This window comes from Candidatus Beckwithbacteria bacterium (assembly GCA_012797845.1).
GTDB lineage: Bacteria > Patescibacteriota > Microgenomatia > UBA1400 > UBA1449 > JAAZOH01.
Genome location: JAAZOH010000038.1, coordinates 37,413 through 56,551 on the forward strand (window position 1 = coordinate 37,413; position 19,139 = coordinate 56,551).

General features: G+C 34.2%; 19 protein-coding genes. 8 read left to right on the forward strand and 11 right to left on the reverse strand.

Annotation, left to right across the window (positions count from 1 at the left end; translation table 11 throughout):
* Positions 1-50 precede the first annotated feature (50 nt).
* A complete protein-coding gene (locus tag GYA49_04645; GenBank protein NMC36305.1) occupies positions 51-1,565 on the forward strand; it encodes a hypothetical protein in 1,515 nt (504 codons plus the stop codon).
* A 26-nt stretch (positions 1,566-1,591) separates the two neighbouring features.
* Here GYA49_04645 and GYA49_04650 read toward each other — a convergent pair whose 3' ends face one another.
* Both GYA49_04650 and GYA49_04655 read right to left on the reverse strand, forming a co-directional pair.
* A complete protein-coding gene (locus tag GYA49_04650; GenBank protein ID NMC36306.1) occupies positions 1,592-2,524 on the reverse strand; it encodes an exosortase/archaeosortase family protein in 933 nt (310 codons plus the stop codon).
* Positions 2,525-2,664: 140 nt separating this feature from the next.
* On the reverse strand, positions 2,665-3,774 hold the full coding sequence (locus GYA49_04655) for a hypothetical protein (GenBank protein NMC36307.1): 1,110 nt from the start codon (positions 3,772-3,774) through the stop codon (positions 2,665-2,667).
* 155 nt (positions 3,775-3,929) lie between these two features.
* Here GYA49_04655 and GYA49_04660 point away from each other — a divergent pair, with 155 nt between their 5' ends.
* Positions 3,930-4,535: a hypothetical protein gene (locus tag GYA49_04660; GenBank protein ID NMC36308.1), complete on the forward strand. Its 606-nt coding sequence runs from the start codon at positions 3,930-3,932 to the stop codon at positions 4,533-4,535.
* A 21-nt stretch (positions 4,536-4,556) separates the two neighbouring features.
* Here GYA49_04660 and GYA49_04665 read toward each other — a convergent pair whose 3' ends face one another.
* Complete coding sequence (locus tag GYA49_04665) at positions 4,557-6,038, reverse strand: ABC-F family ATP-binding cassette domain-containing protein (protein ID NMC36309.1); 1,482 nt, start codon at positions 6,036-6,038, stop codon at positions 4,557-4,559.
* Positions 6,039-6,174: 136 nt separating this feature from the next.
* Between GYA49_04665 and GYA49_04670 the strand changes: the two genes are divergently transcribed.
* Positions 6,175-6,591: a VOC family protein gene (locus GYA49_04670; GenBank protein ID NMC36310.1), complete on the forward strand. Its 417-nt coding sequence runs from the start codon at positions 6,175-6,177 to the stop codon at positions 6,589-6,591.
* Here GYA49_04670 and GYA49_04675 read toward each other — a convergent pair.
* The 4 genes from GYA49_04675 to GYA49_04690 are packed head-to-tail and all read right to left on the reverse strand — an operon-like array spanning position 6,584 to position 9,735.
* Complete coding sequence (locus tag GYA49_04675; GenBank protein NMC36311.1) at positions 6,584-7,183, reverse strand: histidine phosphatase family protein; 600 nt, start codon at positions 7,181-7,183, stop codon at positions 6,584-6,586. The genes GYA49_04670 and GYA49_04675 overlap by 8 nt on opposite strands.
* A 17-nt stretch (positions 7,184-7,200) precedes the next feature.
* Entirely contained in the window at positions 7,201-7,776 is a 576-nt protein-coding gene (locus GYA49_04680; protein ID NMC36312.1) for a metal-dependent hydrolase, read from the reverse strand.
* A 17-nt stretch (positions 7,777-7,793) separates the two neighbouring features.
* Positions 7,794-8,696 (reverse strand): HD domain-containing protein, encoded by a 903-nt coding sequence (locus tag GYA49_04685; protein ID NMC36313.1) that lies wholly within the window; start codon positions 8,694-8,696, stop codon positions 7,794-7,796.
* A gap of 16 nt (positions 8,697-8,712) precedes the next feature.
* The gene (locus GYA49_04690) at positions 8,713-9,735 is read right to left on the reverse strand and encodes a Fic family protein (protein ID NMC36314.1); all 1,023 of its coding nucleotides are present in this window, start codon (positions 9,733-9,735) and stop codon (positions 8,713-8,715) included.
* Between the two features lie 155 nt (positions 9,736-9,890).
* Here GYA49_04690 and GYA49_04695 point away from each other — a divergent pair, with 155 nt between their 5' ends.
* The 3 genes from GYA49_04695 to GYA49_04705 all read left to right on the forward strand — a co-directional run bounded on the left by GYA49_04695 (position 9,891) and on the right by GYA49_04705 (position 12,963).
* A complete protein-coding gene (locus GYA49_04695; GenBank protein NMC36315.1) occupies positions 9,891-10,595 on the forward strand; it encodes an SDR family oxidoreductase in 705 nt (234 codons plus the stop codon).
* 103 nt (positions 10,596-10,698) lie between these two features.
* On the forward strand, positions 10,699-11,289 hold the full coding sequence (locus GYA49_04700; GenBank protein ID NMC36316.1) for an NUDIX domain-containing protein: 591 nt from the start codon (positions 10,699-10,701) through the stop codon (positions 11,287-11,289).
* Positions 11,290-11,391: 102 nt separating this feature from the next.
* On the forward strand, positions 11,392-12,963 hold the full coding sequence (locus GYA49_04705; GenBank protein NMC36317.1) for a hypothetical protein: 1,572 nt from the start codon (positions 11,392-11,394) through the stop codon (positions 12,961-12,963).
* A gap of 4 nt (positions 12,964-12,967) precedes the next feature.
* On the opposite strand, the gene GYA49_04710 is transcribed toward GYA49_04705, so the two are convergent.
* From GYA49_04710 to GYA49_04725, 4 genes are read right to left on the reverse strand one after another with little or no spacing between them, the layout of a single operon-like run.
* A complete protein-coding gene (locus GYA49_04710) occupies positions 12,968-14,413 on the reverse strand; it encodes an adenylosuccinate synthetase (GenBank protein NMC36318.1) in 1,446 nt (481 codons plus the stop codon).
* Entirely contained in the window at positions 14,406-15,794 is a 1,389-nt protein-coding gene (gene purB / locus GYA49_04715; protein ID NMC36319.1) for an adenylosuccinate lyase, read from the reverse strand. Before purB ends, GYA49_04710 begins: the two co-directional genes overlap by 8 nt.
* A 44-nt stretch (positions 15,795-15,838) precedes the next feature.
* Positions 15,839-16,360 carry a peptide-methionine (S)-S-oxide reductase MsrA gene (msrA, locus tag GYA49_04720; GenBank protein NMC36320.1) on the reverse strand — a complete coding sequence of 174 codons (522 nt, stop codon included), beginning with the start codon at positions 16,358-16,360 and terminating at the stop codon, positions 15,839-15,841.
* Positions 16,360-16,728, reverse strand: a complete 369-nt coding sequence (locus GYA49_04725; GenBank protein ID NMC36321.1) for a methionine-R-sulfoxide reductase — start codon at positions 16,726-16,728, stop codon at positions 16,360-16,362. The genes msrA and GYA49_04725 overlap by 1 nt, the downstream gene beginning before the upstream one ends.
* A gap of 66 nt (positions 16,729-16,794) precedes the next feature.
* Here GYA49_04725 and GYA49_04730 point away from each other — a divergent pair, with 66 nt between their 5' ends.
* Positions 16,795-17,868, forward strand: coding sequence for an acyltransferase family protein (locus GYA49_04730; protein NMC36322.1), 1,074 nt, complete (start codon positions 16,795-16,797; stop codon positions 17,866-17,868).
* A 1-nt stretch (position 17,869) separates the two neighbouring features.
* Entirely contained in the window at positions 17,870-19,039 is a 1,170-nt protein-coding gene (locus GYA49_04735) for an MFS transporter (GenBank protein ID NMC36323.1), read from the forward strand.
* The last annotated feature ends 100 nt before the right edge of the window (positions 19,040-19,139 follow it).

The window sequence follows — 19,139 nt, forward strand, 5'->3', positions numbered from 1 at the left end:
TTACTGATAAAATAAACACTAATTTTATTCAGTATTTATGATTCAAATTTATGAAAAAAATAATCTTTATTATTGTAGGTATTATTGTTTTAGCAATTTTCAGTTTTTATTTTCTTTGGCAATCTAAACTTTTAACCCCCAATGCAGATCCACAGCAAGTAGTGTTGCAGGAAACCTATGATATTTCCAAAGATTATCTAACGTTACGCTATCAAACAGATAATGTTTTAACTCATGCTAAAGATTTTGGAACTTATGACGCTTGGAATGAAGAAATGACTGAAATTATTAGCGGGTGGAAAGAACTTGAAGATAGGGCTGCTAAGCTGGGAACAAATGCTGAAAAATTATCCCAAGAAAAGATGAGCTTTGATATAGCTCCTCCTGTTTATGCATATGACAAAGAAGAAATTTCTAGGATTGTTGACAGTGCTCCACTAGGTAAAAAAATCATGACTTTGGCTAAACATTTAGGAGTAGATGCCAAAAGAGCTCAGTTGATCCTGAATCAAGATCAGGCGATGGTAGCTAGAGAAACCTGGGGGGAAGAAGGAGATACTTTTCAAACTTTGGAAAATGATGCCATGAGAATCAAAAATGGGTGCAAGGTAGTAGGCTTTGTTGGCACAACTGTCTTAAGCGGAGGGACTTCTGTTCTGGCAACGACGGCAACAGTTGTAGTGGGAGCTGATTTAACTCTGGAAATTGCTGATGATGAGGCACGTATTGCCCTTGGAGATAAAAATAAGGTTTCAAAAATTGTAGGGCAGCTGCGAACTGTCACCGAGCCTGCAGCCGGAATTTTGACCATAGCAACAATCCCGGGCAATCTTACCAAAAGCATAGACAGACTTTCTGCGGCCACTTTTGGGATAGATCAGATTAGGTCAGTGGTTCAGGATGAAAAAATCATTGGTATTAGCATAAAAGTAGACGAAACAGGAGACATAAAAGCTGAGGGAGCGGCTTTGGCTCCCGAAGAAGTTAATCAATGGCTTAAAGACAATAATGCCAGCGAGAGTAATGAAACGATTGAAGAAGCTTTAGGCATTAATGAAAATAAAGAAGCTGAAATTGATAAAAAGGCAGAGGAAAAAGAAACTATCAAAGAAGAAACTAAGTCTAATGAAGTTAAAAATAAAAATGTAAGCTCTGGTAATATAGAAAATATTGCAAATCAGATTATCAAAGTGGTTAATGTGAGCGGATCATCTTATATGATGGATGTATGTTTTACGCCTACTTGCTGGGATGATCTGGATGCTAGTCCTGAAGAAGATAGAGATCTAGGTGGTATCTATACTATGGGTAAAGTTTTTGGCAATGGAGAAAGTTTTAAAAGAGGTTTTCTTCCTTCAGATCTAAAAGCCTCTGGTCGATTAGAGGAAACATCAGCCAATAGCTATAAAACCACACTTTACTTTGCGATAGCGCCTTTTGAAGGACCTAAAAACAAGACCATTGATTATGGCACCTGGCTAAGCGAATCTGTAGAGATTAATGCAAAGTATGGAGATGAACCAGTGGTTAAATGGGATGGGACTAGTTTAAAACAAGCGCAATAATCTCAACTTAGTGAGAATTGGATAAACTATTTGGTTACGTATTGGTATGTTCCTTTTAGAAAACCCAAAAAATAAACTACAAACAATATCCAAGTAGCATGGTCATGAAATAAGCTCATGGCCAAGTCAGGGTTGCTTTGACCAATCACCATAAGCAAAAAAATCCGCAAACTATTTAACATAAAGGCGCCAAAGCTCCCAATGACCAAGAAAAATATAGCTTTGGGAATTTGAACTGCTTGCGGTTTGATAAAACAAAAAACCGTATACAGTGTAGCAAAAAGCAAAATCAGCATAGTACCAGCACAAGCTTCCCCGATACCAACGTTAAAATTATGCAGGATTAAGGCCACATTAGTGCCATCAATAATAATTTCAGTCTGAGTGAAAACTAAGTTTAGTAAAAAAGCAGCTACTAAAGCTGAACATTTAGCTAGATATTCCCAATATGGAAACAGTATAAAAAACAAACCGTAATAGATAATATTAAATGCCAAAAATTGAATAGCTAAAATGTAAAATTTACGCAAAAACGCAAAACCAAAAATACTCAGAAATAAACTAAGATAAAAAAGATTTTTAACCCCATACACTAAAAGCAAATGAAACCAGTGAGCTGAAAAATTGTAATGCACTAAAAGCCAAGCCACAACCTGGTAAAGCTCTAAATAAACTCCCAAAAAAACTAAACTTAAAATTCCCCAAGATAAAGTTTGATTTAGCTGTTTAATAAATCTAAAATCTTTCAGTTCTGGGCTATATACCGCTACTATAATAAGTAAGATAATAGGGCTGATAACCGTAGGGTAAGCAAACCGAGCGTACTGATCTAAATGAAAAATGGGCGTTAATAATGTAAGTAATAAGGGAATAATACACAAGTAGAGACCTAGAAAAACTATTAATCTCTGGTAAAACTGGTTTTGCAAAAATGTCTGAAGATATGTTTTTTTAGCCATAAAACGTTTAGTAAAATTATAGCGAGTAGAAACTTAGCAACGCAAACTTTTGGTTTAAAAAACAGTATTTGGATTGAGGAATGTGAATTTTGCTGATTAAACGTAAATTTATATACTAAAATACAATAGAACTACTAGGATTAAAATGCATACAGTTCAAAATTTAATGTTTTTTCAGCAGTATTGTCTCGTTTATCTGTGATTTTGAGATGATAGCTATGGGCTTCACCAGCTGGGCCGGAAAGACAACGACGATAGCCAGTTTCTACTGAGTGATCCCAGCTTATTTCATGATAATTTTCTGCATCTAGTTTTTCATAATATTTCATTTCAGTTGGTTCAGAAATATTATCATTGAAACCAAAACTAAGACAGGTTTGCTTATTGACATTGTCACGAGTAGTATTAATACCCATAATATTTGGTGGAGTTATATCATTTATCACGATATATTTTTTGCTCATATTATTATTATTGTAATTATTTTCAGGGACGGTATGATCTGGGTTGACCTTAACTTCAACTATGTATGTTCCTGGAGAACTAGGTAAACTATAAAAGCCATTGACATTATTTACCTCAAAGGGATTAATAGTTTCAGTCATAGTTTCGCTGATAAATTCGCCATTGATCCAAAGCTGATATTTAATGTTGTTCAGAGGGTTTGGACCATTATTTTTAAACGACTGAGAAGCTATAATGCCGCTTGGTCCCCTACGCTCTTCAAAAGTTTGAATATCTGGATCACCATTAGAGTTGTAGCTGGTGGAATCATTGGGGGAATTATATTGGTTACTGATATACAGGTTAGTCAGTTCAATATCGTCTGGAATTGGAGTTGGTGTAGGTGTTGGCTTTGGAATGGTGGTAGCTGCAGGAGTGGTTGTTGATTTTGGACTCGGTGTTGGTGATGAAGTTGAGCTTGGTTGATAAACATCTTCAAGAATTAAATCAGCAAATGAGCCTGAATGTGAAGCAGTTTTTTTAGAATCTTGGACTGAAGCATTATTGGATTGAATTTTTTTATCTATCCCCCCACTCTTTTTATTTTTTACGTAAAGAATAATCAAACCAGTAGACAGTATTAAAAAAATTGCTAGTAAACCCACCTTAATTAAAAGGTTTTTTTTATTTGAAACAGAAAATTCGCTGCTAGTTATTTGAGTAGAATCAGAGCTTTCATAGTTAACTGTATTTAGTTCAGATTTCTTGCTTTCTGATACAACATTTATTTCATCAGTAATTTCCATATAGCTTAATTATTACGTATTTGTTGGAAATTTACACCTTGAAAAACGAAAGTTGGGATTTATCAAACTTTGATAAATTTAGGCAAAAAAGAAAATTTATTTTGTCAAATTTATATATATCCAATCACAAAAAATTATGTAAAATAAAATTATCCATGTTACTATTTTCCTCTCTTTCTGAGCTTAAAAATCTTCTAGGCATTTTGGCAACCATTTTAGTTTTTATTGGCTACATTCCTTACAGTAAAGACATTATCAAAGGTAAGACTAAGCCACATTTATATAGCTGGTTTTTATGGGGATTTGTTACTTTATTGGTGTTTGCATTGCAATTTAGTGGCGGAGCTGGGAGTGGCTCATTTGTAACTTTAGCTGCTGGTTTGATGTGTATTGTTGTGATTGCTCTTGGATTTATCTACAAAAGTCAGGTCAAAATAATTTTTGCCGATACTATGTTTCTCATCTTGGCAATTATTGCTTTAGCTTTATGGTTGCTAGCTAAGCAAGCTGTGCTTTCTACAATTTTAGCTACAAGTGTTGATTTGCTTGGCTTTGCTCCAACCATCAGAAAATCATGGAATCAACCGTATAGCGAAACGTTGTCATTTTATTTTTTGAATACTGTCCGTTTTGCTTTAGCGCTTATAGCTCTACAAACCTATTCTATAGTTACTGCCCTATATCCTATTTCCTGGTTGGGAATTAACTTTTTATTTGCAATTATGTTGATGGTAAGACGGAAACAATTGGCTAAAAACTAATCAGTTCCAATAATTCAAATTTTATATTTCCCCAGCTAGAGTAGCTAATTCTTTTTCCCAATACCTGATTTTATTTTGTGGTAACAGTAATGCTCGGCTGGGTTGTAAACCTTCTACAAATTCAGGTGTATGGGAAACAAACAACATAGCGCCTTGGTACTTTTTTAAAGCTTCCAAAATGACCCGCTGGGACATAACGTCCAAATAGGTAGTTGGTTCATCTAGGATGAGCAAGTTATGTTGTTTAAGCAGAATTAAAGCTATGGCTAATCTGGTTTTTTCACCACCTGATAAAGTTTCGATTTTTTGAAATACCTTTGATTGGGAAAACATAAATTTCCCTAAAACTGAGCGAATTTTGCCTTCGCTCAAATGAGCTTGTTCTTGAGCTATTTCAAACAGGTTTTTATCCATATCCAGGACTTCAAATTCTTGAGAATAATAGCCAATGTCTAAATTATTATTTTTAATTATCTCTCCTGAATCTGGAGTAAGAAGCCCCAAAGCAATTTTAATTAAAGTGCTTTTTCCGGCGCCATTAGGGCCAATGAGGGCTATCCGCTCCCCTTTTGCAATCGATAGAGAAACATTATCTAAAACGACAGTGGTGCCAAAGGATTTGGAAACTCCTCTAATCATAATAGGCATGGCCCCGACATGGCTTGGCTCCGGTAAATTCAGTTTGATCTGCTGGACTTCTTGAGGCAAATCAGGCAGTGAAGTTTCCAATTTTTCAATACGACGTTTGAGCTGAGTACGTTGTTTAACTCCTCGGTCAGTTTTAAAGCGTGCCATTTTTTGCAAACCCTCTTTCATACGGGCAATATGTTTTTGCTCATTAAGGATTTGACGTTTAAGTAAATCATCGCGTTCTTTTTTACGTTTTACAAAATTTGAATAATTGCCCTTATACTCTTCTAAAGTATGTTTATGGATGTCAATAGCAATAACTTTATCAATGGCTTGGTCGAGCAAGTTCAAGTCATGAGATACCAAGAGAATGGTTTTGGGATAGTGGGCTAAAAAATTCATGATCCACTTTTTCCCGGCTATATCTAAAAAGTTAGTTGGCTCATCCAGGAGCAAAATATCCGGCTCCAAAAGCAAAGCCCTTATAATAGCGAGTTTAGTTTTTTGACCGCCGCTTAGTTTGTGGGGCGGTTTTTCAAGATCTATGTCGGCCATCTCCAGCCCAACCAGCATTTTTTTTAGCTCTGCGTTTTGGTATTGATACTTACTATCAAGATAATTTCGTATAGTAGAACTTCCTTCCAAAATTTTGTCACGTTTTACCTCCTGGGAAACTAGTTCTACGCTACCTTGAACAGTGACCGTACCTTCTTCCGGAAACTCCCTTCCCATCAGGAGGTTAAACAGCGTAGACTTACCGGCACCATTGGGGCCGACTAAGCCGACTTTTTGGCAATTACCCACCATACAATTTGCTTTAATAAAAATTGGCTTTTCCCGGTATGAAAATGAAAGATCTTTTACTGAAATCATAGAAATAGGTAAAATACTTGGATAGTAGTATAGCGTAAAAATTAGCCTTCATGACAATTTGTTTTTCACAACTATTTTGTTAGAATTTGGAGTAGGACAGATTAAAAACTCAAACTATAAAAAATAAAACACAGCTATGAAATTTCTACCGTTATTACCAGAACTGTATATTTCCAGTCTCAAAAAAAGCCTAGAATTTTATGTGGACATTATCGGTTTCAAAATTGAGTATAGCCGAGAGCACCCAAACTTTGCCTTTCTCTCCTATCAGGGTAGCCAGCTGATGATTCAGGAGCTGGTGCCCGGTGAAAAGGAAAAAGAAAATCTGGACTACCCGTTTGGCCGGGGCATCAATTTTCAAATCGATACTGAAAGTGTTAACCCCATTATGAAATCATTAAAACAACATGAGTATCCCCTTATCCGTGGCATTAAAGACAGCTGGTATCAGGCTGGAAAAGTAGTGTACGGTTGCCGGGAAATATTAGTCAATGACCCAGACGGATACTTGTTGCGCTTTTCTGAAAGTTTGGGCAAAAAGAAAATTAAATAAGATGACTAGTGTCATTAAGCCTTTTCAAAATATAGTTTGAACCATGTTTTTCAACTTCAGTAATTGAGCATTCATTGACTTCAATATATTGAGCTTGGTTTTCGGGATTAGTTTTAGTGGGTAACAAACTATTATCAAATACTATTCTCAAAAAATCACCAATGGTACCGCCATGAGTAGCCATTAATATTGATTTGATATTTTTATCTGCTAAAACCTGATTGCAAAATTCCAATACATCTCTTCCCGTTTGATTTGATGATCTGCTTTTAGGTGGTTTAAAATTTCGATCTAAATCAGTTTTCTGCCACAGCTGCCAAAATTCTTCAAACGTCTCTCCTTTTCTATCTCCCCAATTAAGCCGTTCATAGAGTCTTTGCTCAATAATAAGATTTAAGCCAAAGTTTACATTTATATATTGGGCAGTTTCTTTAGTTCTTAGTAAAGGACTGGAGTACAAAGCATCAATTGTTTTATCTTTAAAATAATTGGCTGTTGCTTTAGCTTGTCTAATTCCCAGATCAGTTAGACTGGGATCGCCTGGATGTTTTTCTTTTTGACCATGACGAACAAAGTAAATCGTTTGGGCCATAAGTATATGCAAAATAATTATTTTCCTAAACTGTGAAAAAACTGAACGTATCTGTCTAAATTAGCAAAAAGTAGATAGGCATTAGCAACAATAAGTCCAGGTTTGACCAAATACCTTTCCCAAAAACTACCAGTTTTCATTCTCAAAAATTTGATTGGTGGAATTCCAAAATGAATATCAATAGGAAATAAAAGTGGCACACCTTCTGAAGTTAACAGATCCATAATAATATGAGAAATTAGTCCAATCATAAAAGCCCACCACACAATAGTAATATCAACTAATAAAACCGGACTAATAAGATTTAAAATATAGCTGGCTGCCAAACCAAATAAAACCAGCCCCACAGCTGAATGTGATAGATGTCGATGAGCTCCTAAAAATGGTTGTAGGGCTCGGCCTAGTAAATTACCAGCTGGTAATTTATCCCAAATTTTAGCAGTAGGTTTGTCCAAATCTGCGATCAGTCCACCAATAAAACAAGCACAAACAGCTACAAAAGCCGTAGCAATAGACATACTGGGAACTGTAAGAATAACGATGCAAAGATTGAGGGCAGTCAGAGCTGCCAAATCATGGGTTTGGCTGGTCATGGATATGTTATAGCAATTTAAAAAGAGCTTCTCCAGTCTAAAAAAGCCTTTCCCAATTCAGGATCAAAATGAGTACCCAAATCGTCTGTCATAGCAGCGATAGCTTCTTCTGGAGATTGAGGTTTTTGATAAAAATGTCTAAAAGGATCTAATCTAGCGCAATATACATCAGCAAGTGTGGATAATAAGACAATAGGAGGTATTTCTTTAGGATTAAAACCAAGATCAGCCAATATTTCATTATTGGGATATGATCTGTTTTTCTCTACAATTTCTTCAGGCGGATTAAACCAGCGTTGATGAAGTAAAGTGGAATGTAAAGCAAGCTGTATAGTTGGGTCGTCTTCAATGCCCAATTGCTGAGCTTTTGTTTTTATAATCTCGTATCCCCTTTGAGGGTGAGTTGTAACCATTGCCCACTCAGGGTCTGATAATTTTAATCTTGGTTTTTTCAAAGTACCATTCCAAATAGAATTTCCCTCAGTAGTGAGTTCAATAACTTTCTTTTCAAATCGACCATAATCATGAACCAAACAAGCAAAAAAAGCTTGGTTCGGAGAAAAATCTAAACCTTGGCTAACTTGCATGCAAAAATCTCGGGCAGTAAACGCAACTGACAAACAGTGCAATAAAATTTCTGGAGAAGTTTCAATACCATAATCCAAAAATTCATGAGCTATATGTTTAACTTCTTCGGAAAGCTTAGTATCAGTGATGTATTTTCTGGTTTCTTGAACAACTAATCTTGCTAACTCATTTCTTAACTCTGGCTCATTGCCGAAATCCAAGACAGATTCAATAACACTGGATATCTGTTGAGGTAGATTGTGATCTAAATAATGTTTGACAATGGTTGTTTCTGTCCATTGGTTTTCTTGTCCAACTTCCTGAGTAGAAAGTTCCGAACTTGCTGTAGTCATACTGTAATATAGGAAATTATTTTAGTACGTAGTAGCTTGACTTTGTACTTCCCTTTCTTTCTATTAACCCTTTTTCCACCAGACCACTTAATAAGTTATGAGCTTGTTGTCTCGAAACTTGTAACTGTCCAGCGATTTCTGTTGAAGTAGTTTCTGGATATTTCATCATAATATCCAAAACTGTCCGTTCTTTAGTGCTTGGTCGTTGAGCTATGTGTAGTGTTTGCAATGAAGTTTGAGCTTTAGCTAAAGCACTTTGAAGTGAGTACTTAACTCCATCGCTAAAATATTCGAGCCACTGAGTTTTGTCACCATCATCAGCACTGTGCAGCATGTCGGAATACTGGTTTCGATCAATATCATAGTAATCATCCAAAATAAAATACCTATTGATTCGATAGCCGGCTTTTATAAATAGTAAGGCAGTTAGCATCCGGCAAATCCGACCATTTCCATCTAAAAATGGGTGAATATAAACAAAATGATGATGAAAAATCCCAGCTTTGACTACTACTGGTAATTCAGTTTGTTGCTTAGCCCAAGACAATAATTCTTCCAAAGCTTGTCTGATTTCGGTCTTAGCATGATATGGAGGCATATGTTTAATATTCAACTTTACTTTGCCATTCTCCTCTCTTGTATAACGGCTGACGGCCACTATTTCATTGCGAAGCCGGCCAGCTCCTTCTTCAAAATGAGCAAATAATTCCTGATGTAAATCAGTTACTAGCTTGGCACTGAAAGGTTTTTGAGCATAACTATCCAATTTTTCCAACATGGCAAAATAGTTAGCAATCTCTTTTTCATCACGATTGCTTGGCATGCGGTCATTAAGAATCAAATTAGTTACCTCAGGTAAGGTCATGGGGTTACCCTCGATCCGGTTGGAAGCATAGGCTGATTCAATCAGATTATTACGTTTAAGATTTAATTCCAACTGTTTTGGGAGGCGTAAAGCCTCAACTTGACCATACAGCCGCTCACAGGTAGCAACATTATTAAAAAGATGATTAGTTAGGGAATATTGGGGTTGAAACATGGCAGTATATGTAAAATAATTGTAAATATAATTGTAAAGCTAATTGTCAGTTTGTCAAGTATTAATTGTAAAGGTATTTGTCAATATAAAAGTAAATAGTCTTGCGATTTTGTAATTTATCCTCTATAACAAAACTAGTAAATAAAAGGAGATATATGAGCCTAAAAAACAAAACTATTCTTATTTCTGGAGGCAATTCTGGTTTGGGGTTTGAGATTAGTAAACAATTAATTAGATTGGGTTCTAAAGTGATTATTCTAGGTAAAAATCAGAATAATCTTAACCTTGCAGTTAAAAAACTTAAATCCCCATTTGCCTCTTCGATGGTTTGCGACCTAACTAATGCTGAAGAAATTGAAAAATTAAACATTGGCAAGCTCGATATTTTAATCAACTGTGCCGGAGTTATCAAATATTCACCACTAGAAAAACACAGTATTACTGATATCAAAAACATTATTGATACTAATCTGATAGGAACTATTTTACTGACTAGGCAAGTTTTGCCAATTTTGAAAAAACAAAATTCAGGGATTATTGTCAATATTTCCTCGACTTCCGGTTTAATGACAGGTGGCCATGCTTATGAAAGTGTATATATTGCCAGTAAATTTGGCGTCACTGGCTTTACGGAAAGTTTAAAAAAAGAAATGGCAGAGGAAGGTAAAAATATTAAAGTCTTAGGTTTTTATCCCGGTGGTATGAATACCCCACTTTTTACTAAATCTGGTGAAGATAAAGACACCACAAATTTTATGGATCCAGCTGAAATTGCTAAAATTTTAGTTTTTATGTTGCAACAGCCTGATGCTGTATCTATGGATCATATTGTGGTTAATCGAAATAAAACTGCTAAGTAAATATTTGCTCTCAATATTTCAATAGTTTAGTAATTAGTTTTATAGGCTTAAAAATTAATCTAAAATGCTATAATGCTTATATTTATTTATATATAAGGATATTATGGCTGAACGAGTTGCAGTTTTAGATTATGGCAATCTTGATTTTATTGATAGAGCTAAAGCTAGTAGTAATGTAGAGCTTACACGACTAATAGTTGGATTATTTGTAACGACAACTGATGAAAATGGTGAATTTTGTGTGGTTTTACAAAGAAGATCAAAACATAAAAAAGAATTTCCAGATTGTTTAACTTTTTTAGTTTCTGGCCATGTTGATGAACAAGACATGTATCATGTATTTGCTTTACCTCAAACTTTACTTGAAGCTTTGACTGATACCGCTTTATTAAGAGAATCATTTGAAGAAATAGGTATTACAATAGAAAAATTTGATGAAACAAGATGTTTTGATAGTGAGATAAGAGAAAATAATATACCAGCCAAGCAAATGCATATTAAAACAATTTGTATAGATAGGTCTGTTTTAGGAGAACTACGTTACAATCCTGAAGAAGTTGACGGCATAGAGGTTGTTCCACTCAAAAAAATTATAGAGCAAATAAAACTATCACCAGAAGAAAGGGAAGCTGGTTTTGAATTCACCACTCCGTTTGAAGAATTTATGAGATTAGTTTTTAATAAGCTTTTATAGTCTGTTCCCGCTTTGGGGCCAACTGTAAACATAAAAGCTAAATATTTATGGTTAAAAATCATACTATTTGCTACTATTAATGCAAATATAAAATTATGATTTATGACTTTCAAAAAATATAAAATATTTAATAATAATTTTTTTTGGTTTTTTTTGTTATTTACTTTTTTTATCTTAATTCAAATAGACTTTTATAATCATGGAGCTTTATCAGATGATTTAGCTGAATACATACAAAACCCTCTTAGAATAATTAATGGACAAATTCCATACAAAGATTTTTGGCTTTTATTTCCTCCTGGAGAAGTTTATGTTCCAGCACTAGTATATAAAATTTTTGGATTACAAATAAAAAGTATTTTATTATTTAATGTTTTTATAAAAAGTCTTGTTTCATCAGCAGTTTTTATATTAATGAAGTTAATTTGTAAAAAAAATATTTATGCAGCAGTTTCGGCGATTCTGTTTTTTTTCATGGGAGATTTACAAATTTACATGTTTTTTTTACTTTTTTCATTTTTATTTATTTATGAATATCTTTTTACAGAAAATAGATTTTGGTTATTTATGGCTGGTTCTTTTGTAGGGGTAGCTTTTAATTTTAGATTTTTTTTAACAGGTGCTTTTGCTTTTTCCGTAATTACATTATTAGTTCTAAAAATAGGGAAAATTAAATTATTATTGCAAAATATTTTGACATTTATTTTAGGAACATTTCTTATTTTTACTTTTAACTTTTGGTTATATAAAAAATTCTTTTTTGCAATGATACAGGAAACAGTTTTAAAAGGACTAAAACATGGGACAACGATGGATATAAATTATATTGATCAAATTTTTATTAGTTTAGATATTTTAAAAAAATCTTTCTCAACTCTTTTAAACCAATTTGGCATTATGAACAGTTGGTCATTCATGGTATTTTTTTTCGAATTTATTCTGACCGTTTGTCTTTATGCTTTGCCATTTTTGGCAATTTTAATAGCAATTTATTTATTATTTTTTAAAAAAAGAAATTTTATTAAAAAAGAAATTATTTATTTATTATTAATTTGGGGAACACTAGTTTTTTTAAAAAGTATTCGTAAACCAGACCCTGAACACCTAGTATATGCAAATTCTATTTTTTTACTTCTTTTTATTTACATTTTTTCAAAACTTAAAACAAGCAAACTTAAATCATTAATGAATATAGTTATTATCATTTTTTTAATGCGTTTATATGTTTTTGCTTTTCACTACTATTTTAATTTTAGAATTCCTCAATATAACGTAACTGCAAAGTTTGGGACATTACAGGTTAGCAACGAATATGAGGCAAAAAAATTGCAATCGGTGATTAGATTTATTGAGCAAAACAGTTCTAGGAATGATTATATTTTAAACACACTGTTTTATTCACCTCCATTTTACGCAATGACAGGAAGAAAAAATGCTACTTATTATGATTCTTTAATTGATCTTTTTACAAATAAAAATTTTCAAAAAGAAAAAATGATTTGTAATCAAATTTTAAACAGTAATACTAAATTAGTAATACATAATCCTAAATGGAAATTTGGAGATAGAGGTGAGTTCGACCAACAGTTACCAATATTGCAAAAATGTATAGATCAAAATTTTGTTCTTAAAGAAAAAAATGATGAATATTGGCTTTATAAAAAAATGAGTTAATTAATTAGTAACATTTTATAGTCTGTTCCCGCTTTGGACCGACTGTCAGCATAAACGGCTTAGCTTGCAAACAGGCGCTAAGAAAACTGATATACTGCTTAGTTTCTTTGGGCAAATCATCATAACAACGGACTTGACTGACGGTTTTGCCATCCCATGATGGCAATTCAAGATACTCTGGCTTGACGGTATCTAAATAGCTTTGGTCAGGCCGGTAAGCAACTTCCTTACCATTTTGTTTGTAGGCAATGCAAACTTTAATGGGTATATTTTGATAACAAATGTCTAAGTGAGTCATATTTACATATTCAATTCCTCCTACTCTAAACAAAAAAGATAACATCGGCAAATCAATATAGGCAATATCCCGCGGGCGTTTTGTTGTTGCACCATACTCATTAGCATCCTCTCTAATTTTTGCTGCCAACTTGGTTTTTATTAGGGTGGGTAAAACACGGGAACCAACGCTAGAGGTATAGGTGGTTTTAATGGTAGCGGTTTTAATAGCTATCTGATTTGGATCAACAACCCCATCAGTTGAAGATAAAATGCCATCAAGACCACAGTTGGAAACTGTTACGTCTGGATAAACACCCCAACGTTTATCAAGACCTAAGGCTTGAGCCTTTTCAAAAATAATCGGAGTTTTGTTTTCCCATCGGTTTTTAATTAAATCATAAACAGAAGTAGCAAATGGTTTTATTTGATTTCTGGTTTTTTCTAACCGGTTTAGGAAAATTTTTAAACTGCCAACTTTTACCGCTTCTCCCGTCAATCTCGGCACTTCAATTTTGGCAAGATCAAAATTCATACCCTTGATCCATTCCTGATACAGTTTGAAATGATTAGTTAATTTATCTTTCCAGTTACGAGCCATTAAATCTCTGATTCGTAAAGCATGGCGAAAAATCACGTCAGCATAGGCTGGAGAAATGCCCCTACCAGTGGCACCAAGATAGCCGTCGGCACGCTGCTTTAAAACTGCATCAAAAGCACGGTGAGTATCTAGGCACAAAAAAGCCATTTCATCAATTGAAAGACGTGCCGGCAAATTTTTACTATTTGTAGCTTTTTTCACAAGTTCAATTTCTGTGATCAAATCCTCTGGATGAAGCACCATTTCTTTACCAAGCATAATATGGCAGCCTTTTTGTAAAATACCTGACCCTAGCTGATGTAAAGCAATTCTGACATTACCAACTTCTACGGTATGGCCGGCATTAGCACCGCCGTTATCGCGATACACAACGACCTCTTTGTGTTTTTTCAAAAAATTAGCAACCAACTCATCAACAATTCTCCCCTTCCCTTCATCTCCAATGGCACCGCCACCAATAGCTATAGAATTAGGTCGATTTTTTAAAAAAAGATTTGACGTTTGTTTTGGCAGTTTTTTTACATATTTATTTTGTTTATAGACCTGTCGATATATGTTTAAAAAATCAGACATAGTTGCCTCTCTTTTTCATGTTATTTATAAAAATTGATACCTGTTTTGATTTCTTTCTAGTTAGTAAAACTGACAAACCCAAGTAAGTTTCGGGTTTTAATTTAGCTAGTTTAGGATCACAATCTTTGGTTAGTTGTTGCCAATCTTTAGCAGTTATTTTTTTCTGTTTTGCAATCCCTGCTACTCTTTCATAGGCTTTGCTATCACCAGTAGTACGAGCTAGAGTCTGCCAAGCTTCAGCTAAGATATTCCAGTTTTGATTGAGGGCTTGCTGCATAATACTTTCATTAACACTAATCGAATCTAGGCCTTTTTGCAGACTTTGGTAAGCCAGTAAGCAGTAGCTAAAAGCTGAACCAACATTTCGCCAAACAGTGCTTTCAGATAAATCCCGTTGTAAACGGCTAATGGGCAATTTACGAATAAAGGTTTCAAAAAAGCCATTAGCTAATACTAAATTACCTTCACTATTTTCAAATTCAATTGGGTTGACTTTTTGAGGCATAGTTGAGGAACCAACATATTTTTCTTTACCTTTTTGCATAAGCCAGTCATCACTGATATAGCGCCACAGGTCCTGATTTAGGTCAAGCAAGACTCCATTAATACGCTCGAACAAACTAAATAGTTCTAAAAAATCATCAGGAAAATTGATCTGACTAGTTAGCTCATTACAGTCAAAGTCTAACTCCTTGCAAAAGTCTTGAGAAAATTGAGGCCAATTGATTTTGGGATAGGTAAAAGCTAAGGCATGATAGGCGCCAATGGCTCCATTTAGTTTGCCAACAAATTTAAACCGAGTGAGTTTGGTAAGTAAAGGTTGAAGCCTTAGGGCAAAAAGTATCAATTCTTTGCCAAAGGTAGTTGGTATAGCTGGCTGACCATGAGTGCGAGCTAGCATTGGAATTTGAACATATCGCAAAGCCAAAGTATTTAAGTTTTCTAAAACTTGGAGCAATTGAGGAATTAAAACCTGCTTTAAGCTATCTTTGGTCATTGACCTATAAGCCAAATTATTGACATCATCGGAAGTGATGCCAAAATGCAAAAAAGAAATAATATCTGACAATGAAGATTTTTGTAATTTTTTTTGTAAAAAATATTCAACGGCTTTAACATCATGATGAGTTTCTTCCTCAAGCTTTTTAACCTGCCGACAATAAGTAATATTGGGCTGACTTAGAGTATCTAATAAGGACTGTTCTGAAGAAGTTAAAGGTCTAATGACTTGGTATTTTGATAATAATTTCAAATAAGCAAGCTCTATTTTAATGCGGTAGGTAATTAGAGCTGATTCACTAAAATACTTTGAAAGCTGGGAAGTTTTGCTTTGGTACCGGCCGTCAAGTGGAGATATAGCTTGTAAATTATCGGCTATCATCACAGCTACTATACTAAAAATTTTAGCTTTGGGAAATATTAGAATTATTGATCTAAAAATTTTTGCAACTTTACAATTTTGGGAACAATCACCGCTTTGCAATAAGCTTGATCAGGATGCTTTTCAAAGTAGTTGTGATGTTCTGCCTCAGCTCCGTAAAATATTTCTAAAGGTTTGATTTCAGTCACAATAGGCATGGTAAAGTGGGATGCCTGCTCTTTTTTGGCAGCCTCAGCTAACTCTTTTTGCCTTTGATTAGTCCATAAAATAATAGAACGGTATTGGGGACCGATATCATTACCTTGGCGGTTAAATGTGGTTGGGTCATGAATTTTCCAGAAAATATCCAAAAGCTGCTGGTAGCTGATTTTTGTAGGATCATATTCCAGTTCCACCACCTCGGTATGGCCGGTAGTGCCGGTACTAACCAGATCATAACTGGGTTCAGCAATGTTGCCGCCGGCATAACCGGGAGTGACTTTGATAATGCCAGGAACCATTTTAAAAGTTGCCTCACTGCACCAGAAGCAGCCAGCGCCGAAAACAGCTAGCTCAGTTTTTGCCATTACTTATCTCCTTTTGGTTGAAATTCTAATGAGATTGAATTGACACAGTGTCTGGTGTTTTTGGAAGTTAATCCTTCACCGGTAAAAACATGGCCTAAATGAGCTCCACAGTTGGCACAAACTATTTCGGTTCTAACTCCATCAAAATCCGGAACCTGCTTAACTGCTCCGGGAATTTCCTGGTCAAAGCTGGGCCAGCCGCATTGAGCATCAAACTTATCTTTGGAGCGGTACAAGGGTGTTTGGCAACGTTTACAGACATAGGCCCCTTCTTTCCAAAAATCATCATATATGCCGGTAAACGGTACTTCAGTTTCTTTATTTTCAATAACTTGCTTTTCTTCTGGTGTGAGCTGTTTAAAATTCATATTACATAAATAACATAATAGGGGTGAAGATTATATGAAAATAAAAACTAAGCTATACTAATACCTATGGAAAAAAGAACCTTAAGTTATGACATTTTAAGAATTATTGCCATTTTAGGAGTGATAATTTCTCATAGCGATGAAATTACCACTTCAGTTACCAATTATGTAGGAGGAGCTACTTGGTGGATGGTAGTTTTTATTGATACTCTTTTTAGAATCTCGGTTCCATTCTTCGTACTACTTAGTGGGGCTTTGGCATTTCCAAAAGTTGTGAATTCTTCTTATGCCCAAGTTTGGCAACGAATTTTGCATCGTTTACTTATACCTTTTGTTTTTTGGACAGCATTTTATGGGTGGTGGCAATGGCGATGGAAAGGAATTGCTTTTACTTTTGCTAGTTTTATAGATAATTTATTTTTTAGTCCCTCAGGCTTTTTATATTTCATTGTTTTAGTTATTGGTTTATATGCAATTAGTCCTTGCTTAAAACCGTTTTTAACATTTTCAAATAAACAAAAAACACGATTGGTATTTTGTTTATTTTTAGCTGCATCTCTTTACTCTACTCTGTTATATTTTTTGCTTGATAAAAGCGAACCAGGTTTTTCGTTATTATTATTTTTGCCTTATACAAACTATTATCTTTTTGGTTACATATCACAAAATATTAAGCTGAAGACTAAAACAGCCTGGGGATTATTAGGAATTGCTTTAGTAATAGTTTTACTAAATAGTATTTTCTTTTACATAACTCTTAAACACTTTAATTCTGGCCAAACTATTTTTTGGGCAAAAACAAGTGGTTATTATTTCTGGAATACATTTTCATTACCAATTATCGCAACTACAATTTTGTTTTGGCTCGGGTTAAAACAACTACTGGAAAACCTGGTGATAAAAGTTTTTATAAAAAATATTCTTGCTGAAATTTCTAAAGCATCGTACGGAATGTATTTAATTCATGGAGCTGTCATTACCTTGGTTGATCATTATGGTCATATGGCAATTCATTTAATTAAACAAGCTCTTTATTTTGCTTATTTTAAAAAGATTTTAATGGTTTTTATACTTTCGTATATATTAGCAGCAATTCTCAAGCGGCTCCCAGTTGCTAGGCTAATAGTAGGGGAAAAATAATATGAAAGCTCACAAAAATATCATTCTACTTTCAATTTTTAATTTTCTACTGGGTTTTTATTTATATGGGGCAATCATTGTGATTTATTTTAGTCAGCTAACAGGTTCGTACGCTTTAGCGATGGGTTTATTTTCTATTACCATGATTGGTGCGGCTGCTTTAGAAATTCCAACTGGTATATATTCTGATTTAATTGGCCGGCGCAAAACCGTTATTTTGGGAAGCTTTGCAATTTTACTTTCTTCAATTTTTTATGCTTGGGGATTTTCTTATGCTGTATTGATAATCGGCGCTTTGTTTGAAGCTCTTTCACGAGCTTTTTTCAGTGGCAATAATGATGCCCTGCTTTATGATAGTTTGGCAGCTAGTGGCAAGGAAAAAGATTATGATGAGTATCTGGGTAAAGTCAGCTCTACAGAACAAGCCGCTTTGGCAGTTAGTGCTGTGCTTGGTGGGATTATCGCTGCTATTTCTATGAAATTGGTTGTTTGGCTAGCTGTGATACCTAATATATTTTTAGTCGTTATTGCTTTTCAGCTAGTTGACATCAGACGGTACAAAATTGAATCTGGGAATATATTTAATCATCTCAAAGAAGCTTTGCTAGTTTTTAAAAAAAGTTATAAGCTGCGGCTTTTAAGCTTAGCTTCAATAATAGAATTTGCTTTTGGAGAAACAGGCTTCACCTTTAATCCAGTTTTTATAAACTCTCTCTGGCCATTGTGGGCTGTAGGAATATCAAGGGCTTTAAGTTTTGCAGGCGGATCAATCAGCTTCTTTTTTGCCGGTAAAATCATTAAAAAATTTAAAGCCTTACCAACTTTATTTGCCAACTCTTTAATTAGTAGAATTATCACCTCGTTAGCAATTTTAATTGCCAATGTTTTTTCACCAGCTTTAATGTCTATGACTTCCTTACTTTATGGTTCGAGCGAAGTAGCCAGTAATACTCTATTACAAAAAGAATTTACAGACAAACAACGAGCGACGCTTTCTTCCATTAACTCTTTATTAGGATCACTAGCTTTTGGAATCATTTCAGTTTTAGTCGGATTGATAGCAGATAAGCTAAATCCTAGAAGTACACTATTAATATTACAAATATTTTTACTGATTCCAATGTTTATTTATTGGCGGATTTTTAAGCATGATAAAAAAGATATACATTAATTTTTTCTTCTTTGACTTGATTTTTTCTCAGTTTACAATACTTTTATGTCAAAAAATATTTACTTAGCTTATATTTTGGCTTTTTTAAAAAATTCCTGAT

What these genes read in the sequence shown, in the direction of transcription:
- GYA49_04675 (NMC36311.1), bottom strand. Translation starts at nt 7,183, where the DNA reads ATGGCCCAAACGATTTACTTTGTTCGTCATGGTCAAAAAGAAAAACAT.
- GYA49_04685 (NMC36313.1), bottom strand. Translation starts at nt 8,696, where the DNA reads ATGACTACAGCAAGTTCGGAACTTTCTACTCAGGAAGTTGGACAAGAA.
- GYA49_04705 (NMC36317.1), top strand. Translation starts at nt 11,392, where the DNA reads ATGACTTTCAAAAAATATAAAATATTTAATAATAATTTTTTTTGGTTT.
- GYA49_04655 (NMC36307.1), bottom strand. Translation starts at nt 3,774, where the DNA reads ATGGAAATTACTGATGAAATAAATGTTGTATCAGAAAGCAAGAAATCT.
- GYA49_04710 (NMC36318.1), bottom strand. Translation starts at nt 14,413, where the DNA reads ATGTCTGATTTTTTAAACATATATCGACAGGTCTATAAACAAAATAAA.
- GYA49_04665 (NMC36309.1), bottom strand. Translation starts at nt 6,038, where the DNA reads ATGATTTCAGTAAAAGATCTTTCATTTTCATACCGGGAAAAGCCAATT.
- GYA49_04695 (NMC36315.1), top strand. Translation starts at nt 9,891, where the DNA reads ATGAGCCTAAAAAACAAAACTATTCTTATTTCTGGAGGCAATTCTGGT.
- GYA49_04650 (NMC36306.1), bottom strand. Translation starts at nt 2,524, where the DNA reads ATGGCTAAAAAAACATATCTTCAGACATTTTTGCAAAACCAGTTTTAC.
- GYA49_04730 (NMC36322.1), top strand. Translation starts at nt 16,795, where the DNA reads ATGGAAAAAAGAACCTTAAGTTATGACATTTTAAGAATTATTGCCATT.
- GYA49_04725 (NMC36321.1), bottom strand. Translation starts at nt 16,728, where the DNA reads ATGAATTTTAAACAGCTCACACCAGAAGAAAAGCAAGTTATTGAAAAT.
- GYA49_04700 (NMC36316.1), top strand. Translation starts at nt 10,699, where the DNA reads ATGGCTGAACGAGTTGCAGTTTTAGATTATGGCAATCTTGATTTTATT.
- purB (NMC36319.1), bottom strand. Translation starts at nt 15,794, where the DNA reads ATGATAGCCGATAATTTACAAGCTATATCTCCACTTGACGGCCGGTAC.
- GYA49_04670 (NMC36310.1), top strand. Translation starts at nt 6,175, where the DNA reads ATGAAATTTCTACCGTTATTACCAGAACTGTATATTTCCAGTCTCAAA.
- GYA49_04690 (NMC36314.1), bottom strand. Translation starts at nt 9,735, where the DNA reads ATGTTTCAACCCCAATATTCCCTAACTAATCATCTTTTTAATAATGTT.
- GYA49_04735 (NMC36323.1), top strand. Translation starts at nt 17,870, where the DNA reads ATGAAAGCTCACAAAAATATCATTCTACTTTCAATTTTTAATTTTCTA.
- GYA49_04680 (NMC36312.1), bottom strand. Translation starts at nt 7,776, where the DNA reads ATGACCAGCCAAACCCATGATTTGGCAGCTCTGACTGCCCTCAATCTT.
- msrA (NMC36320.1), bottom strand. Translation starts at nt 16,360, where the DNA reads ATGGCAAAAACTGAGCTAGCTGTTTTCGGCGCTGGCTGCTTCTGGTGC.
- GYA49_04645 (NMC36305.1), top strand. Translation starts at nt 51, where the DNA reads ATGAAAAAAATAATCTTTATTATTGTAGGTATTATTGTTTTAGCAATT.
- GYA49_04660 (NMC36308.1), top strand. Translation starts at nt 3,930, where the DNA reads ATGTTACTATTTTCCTCTCTTTCTGAGCTTAAAAATCTTCTAGGCATT.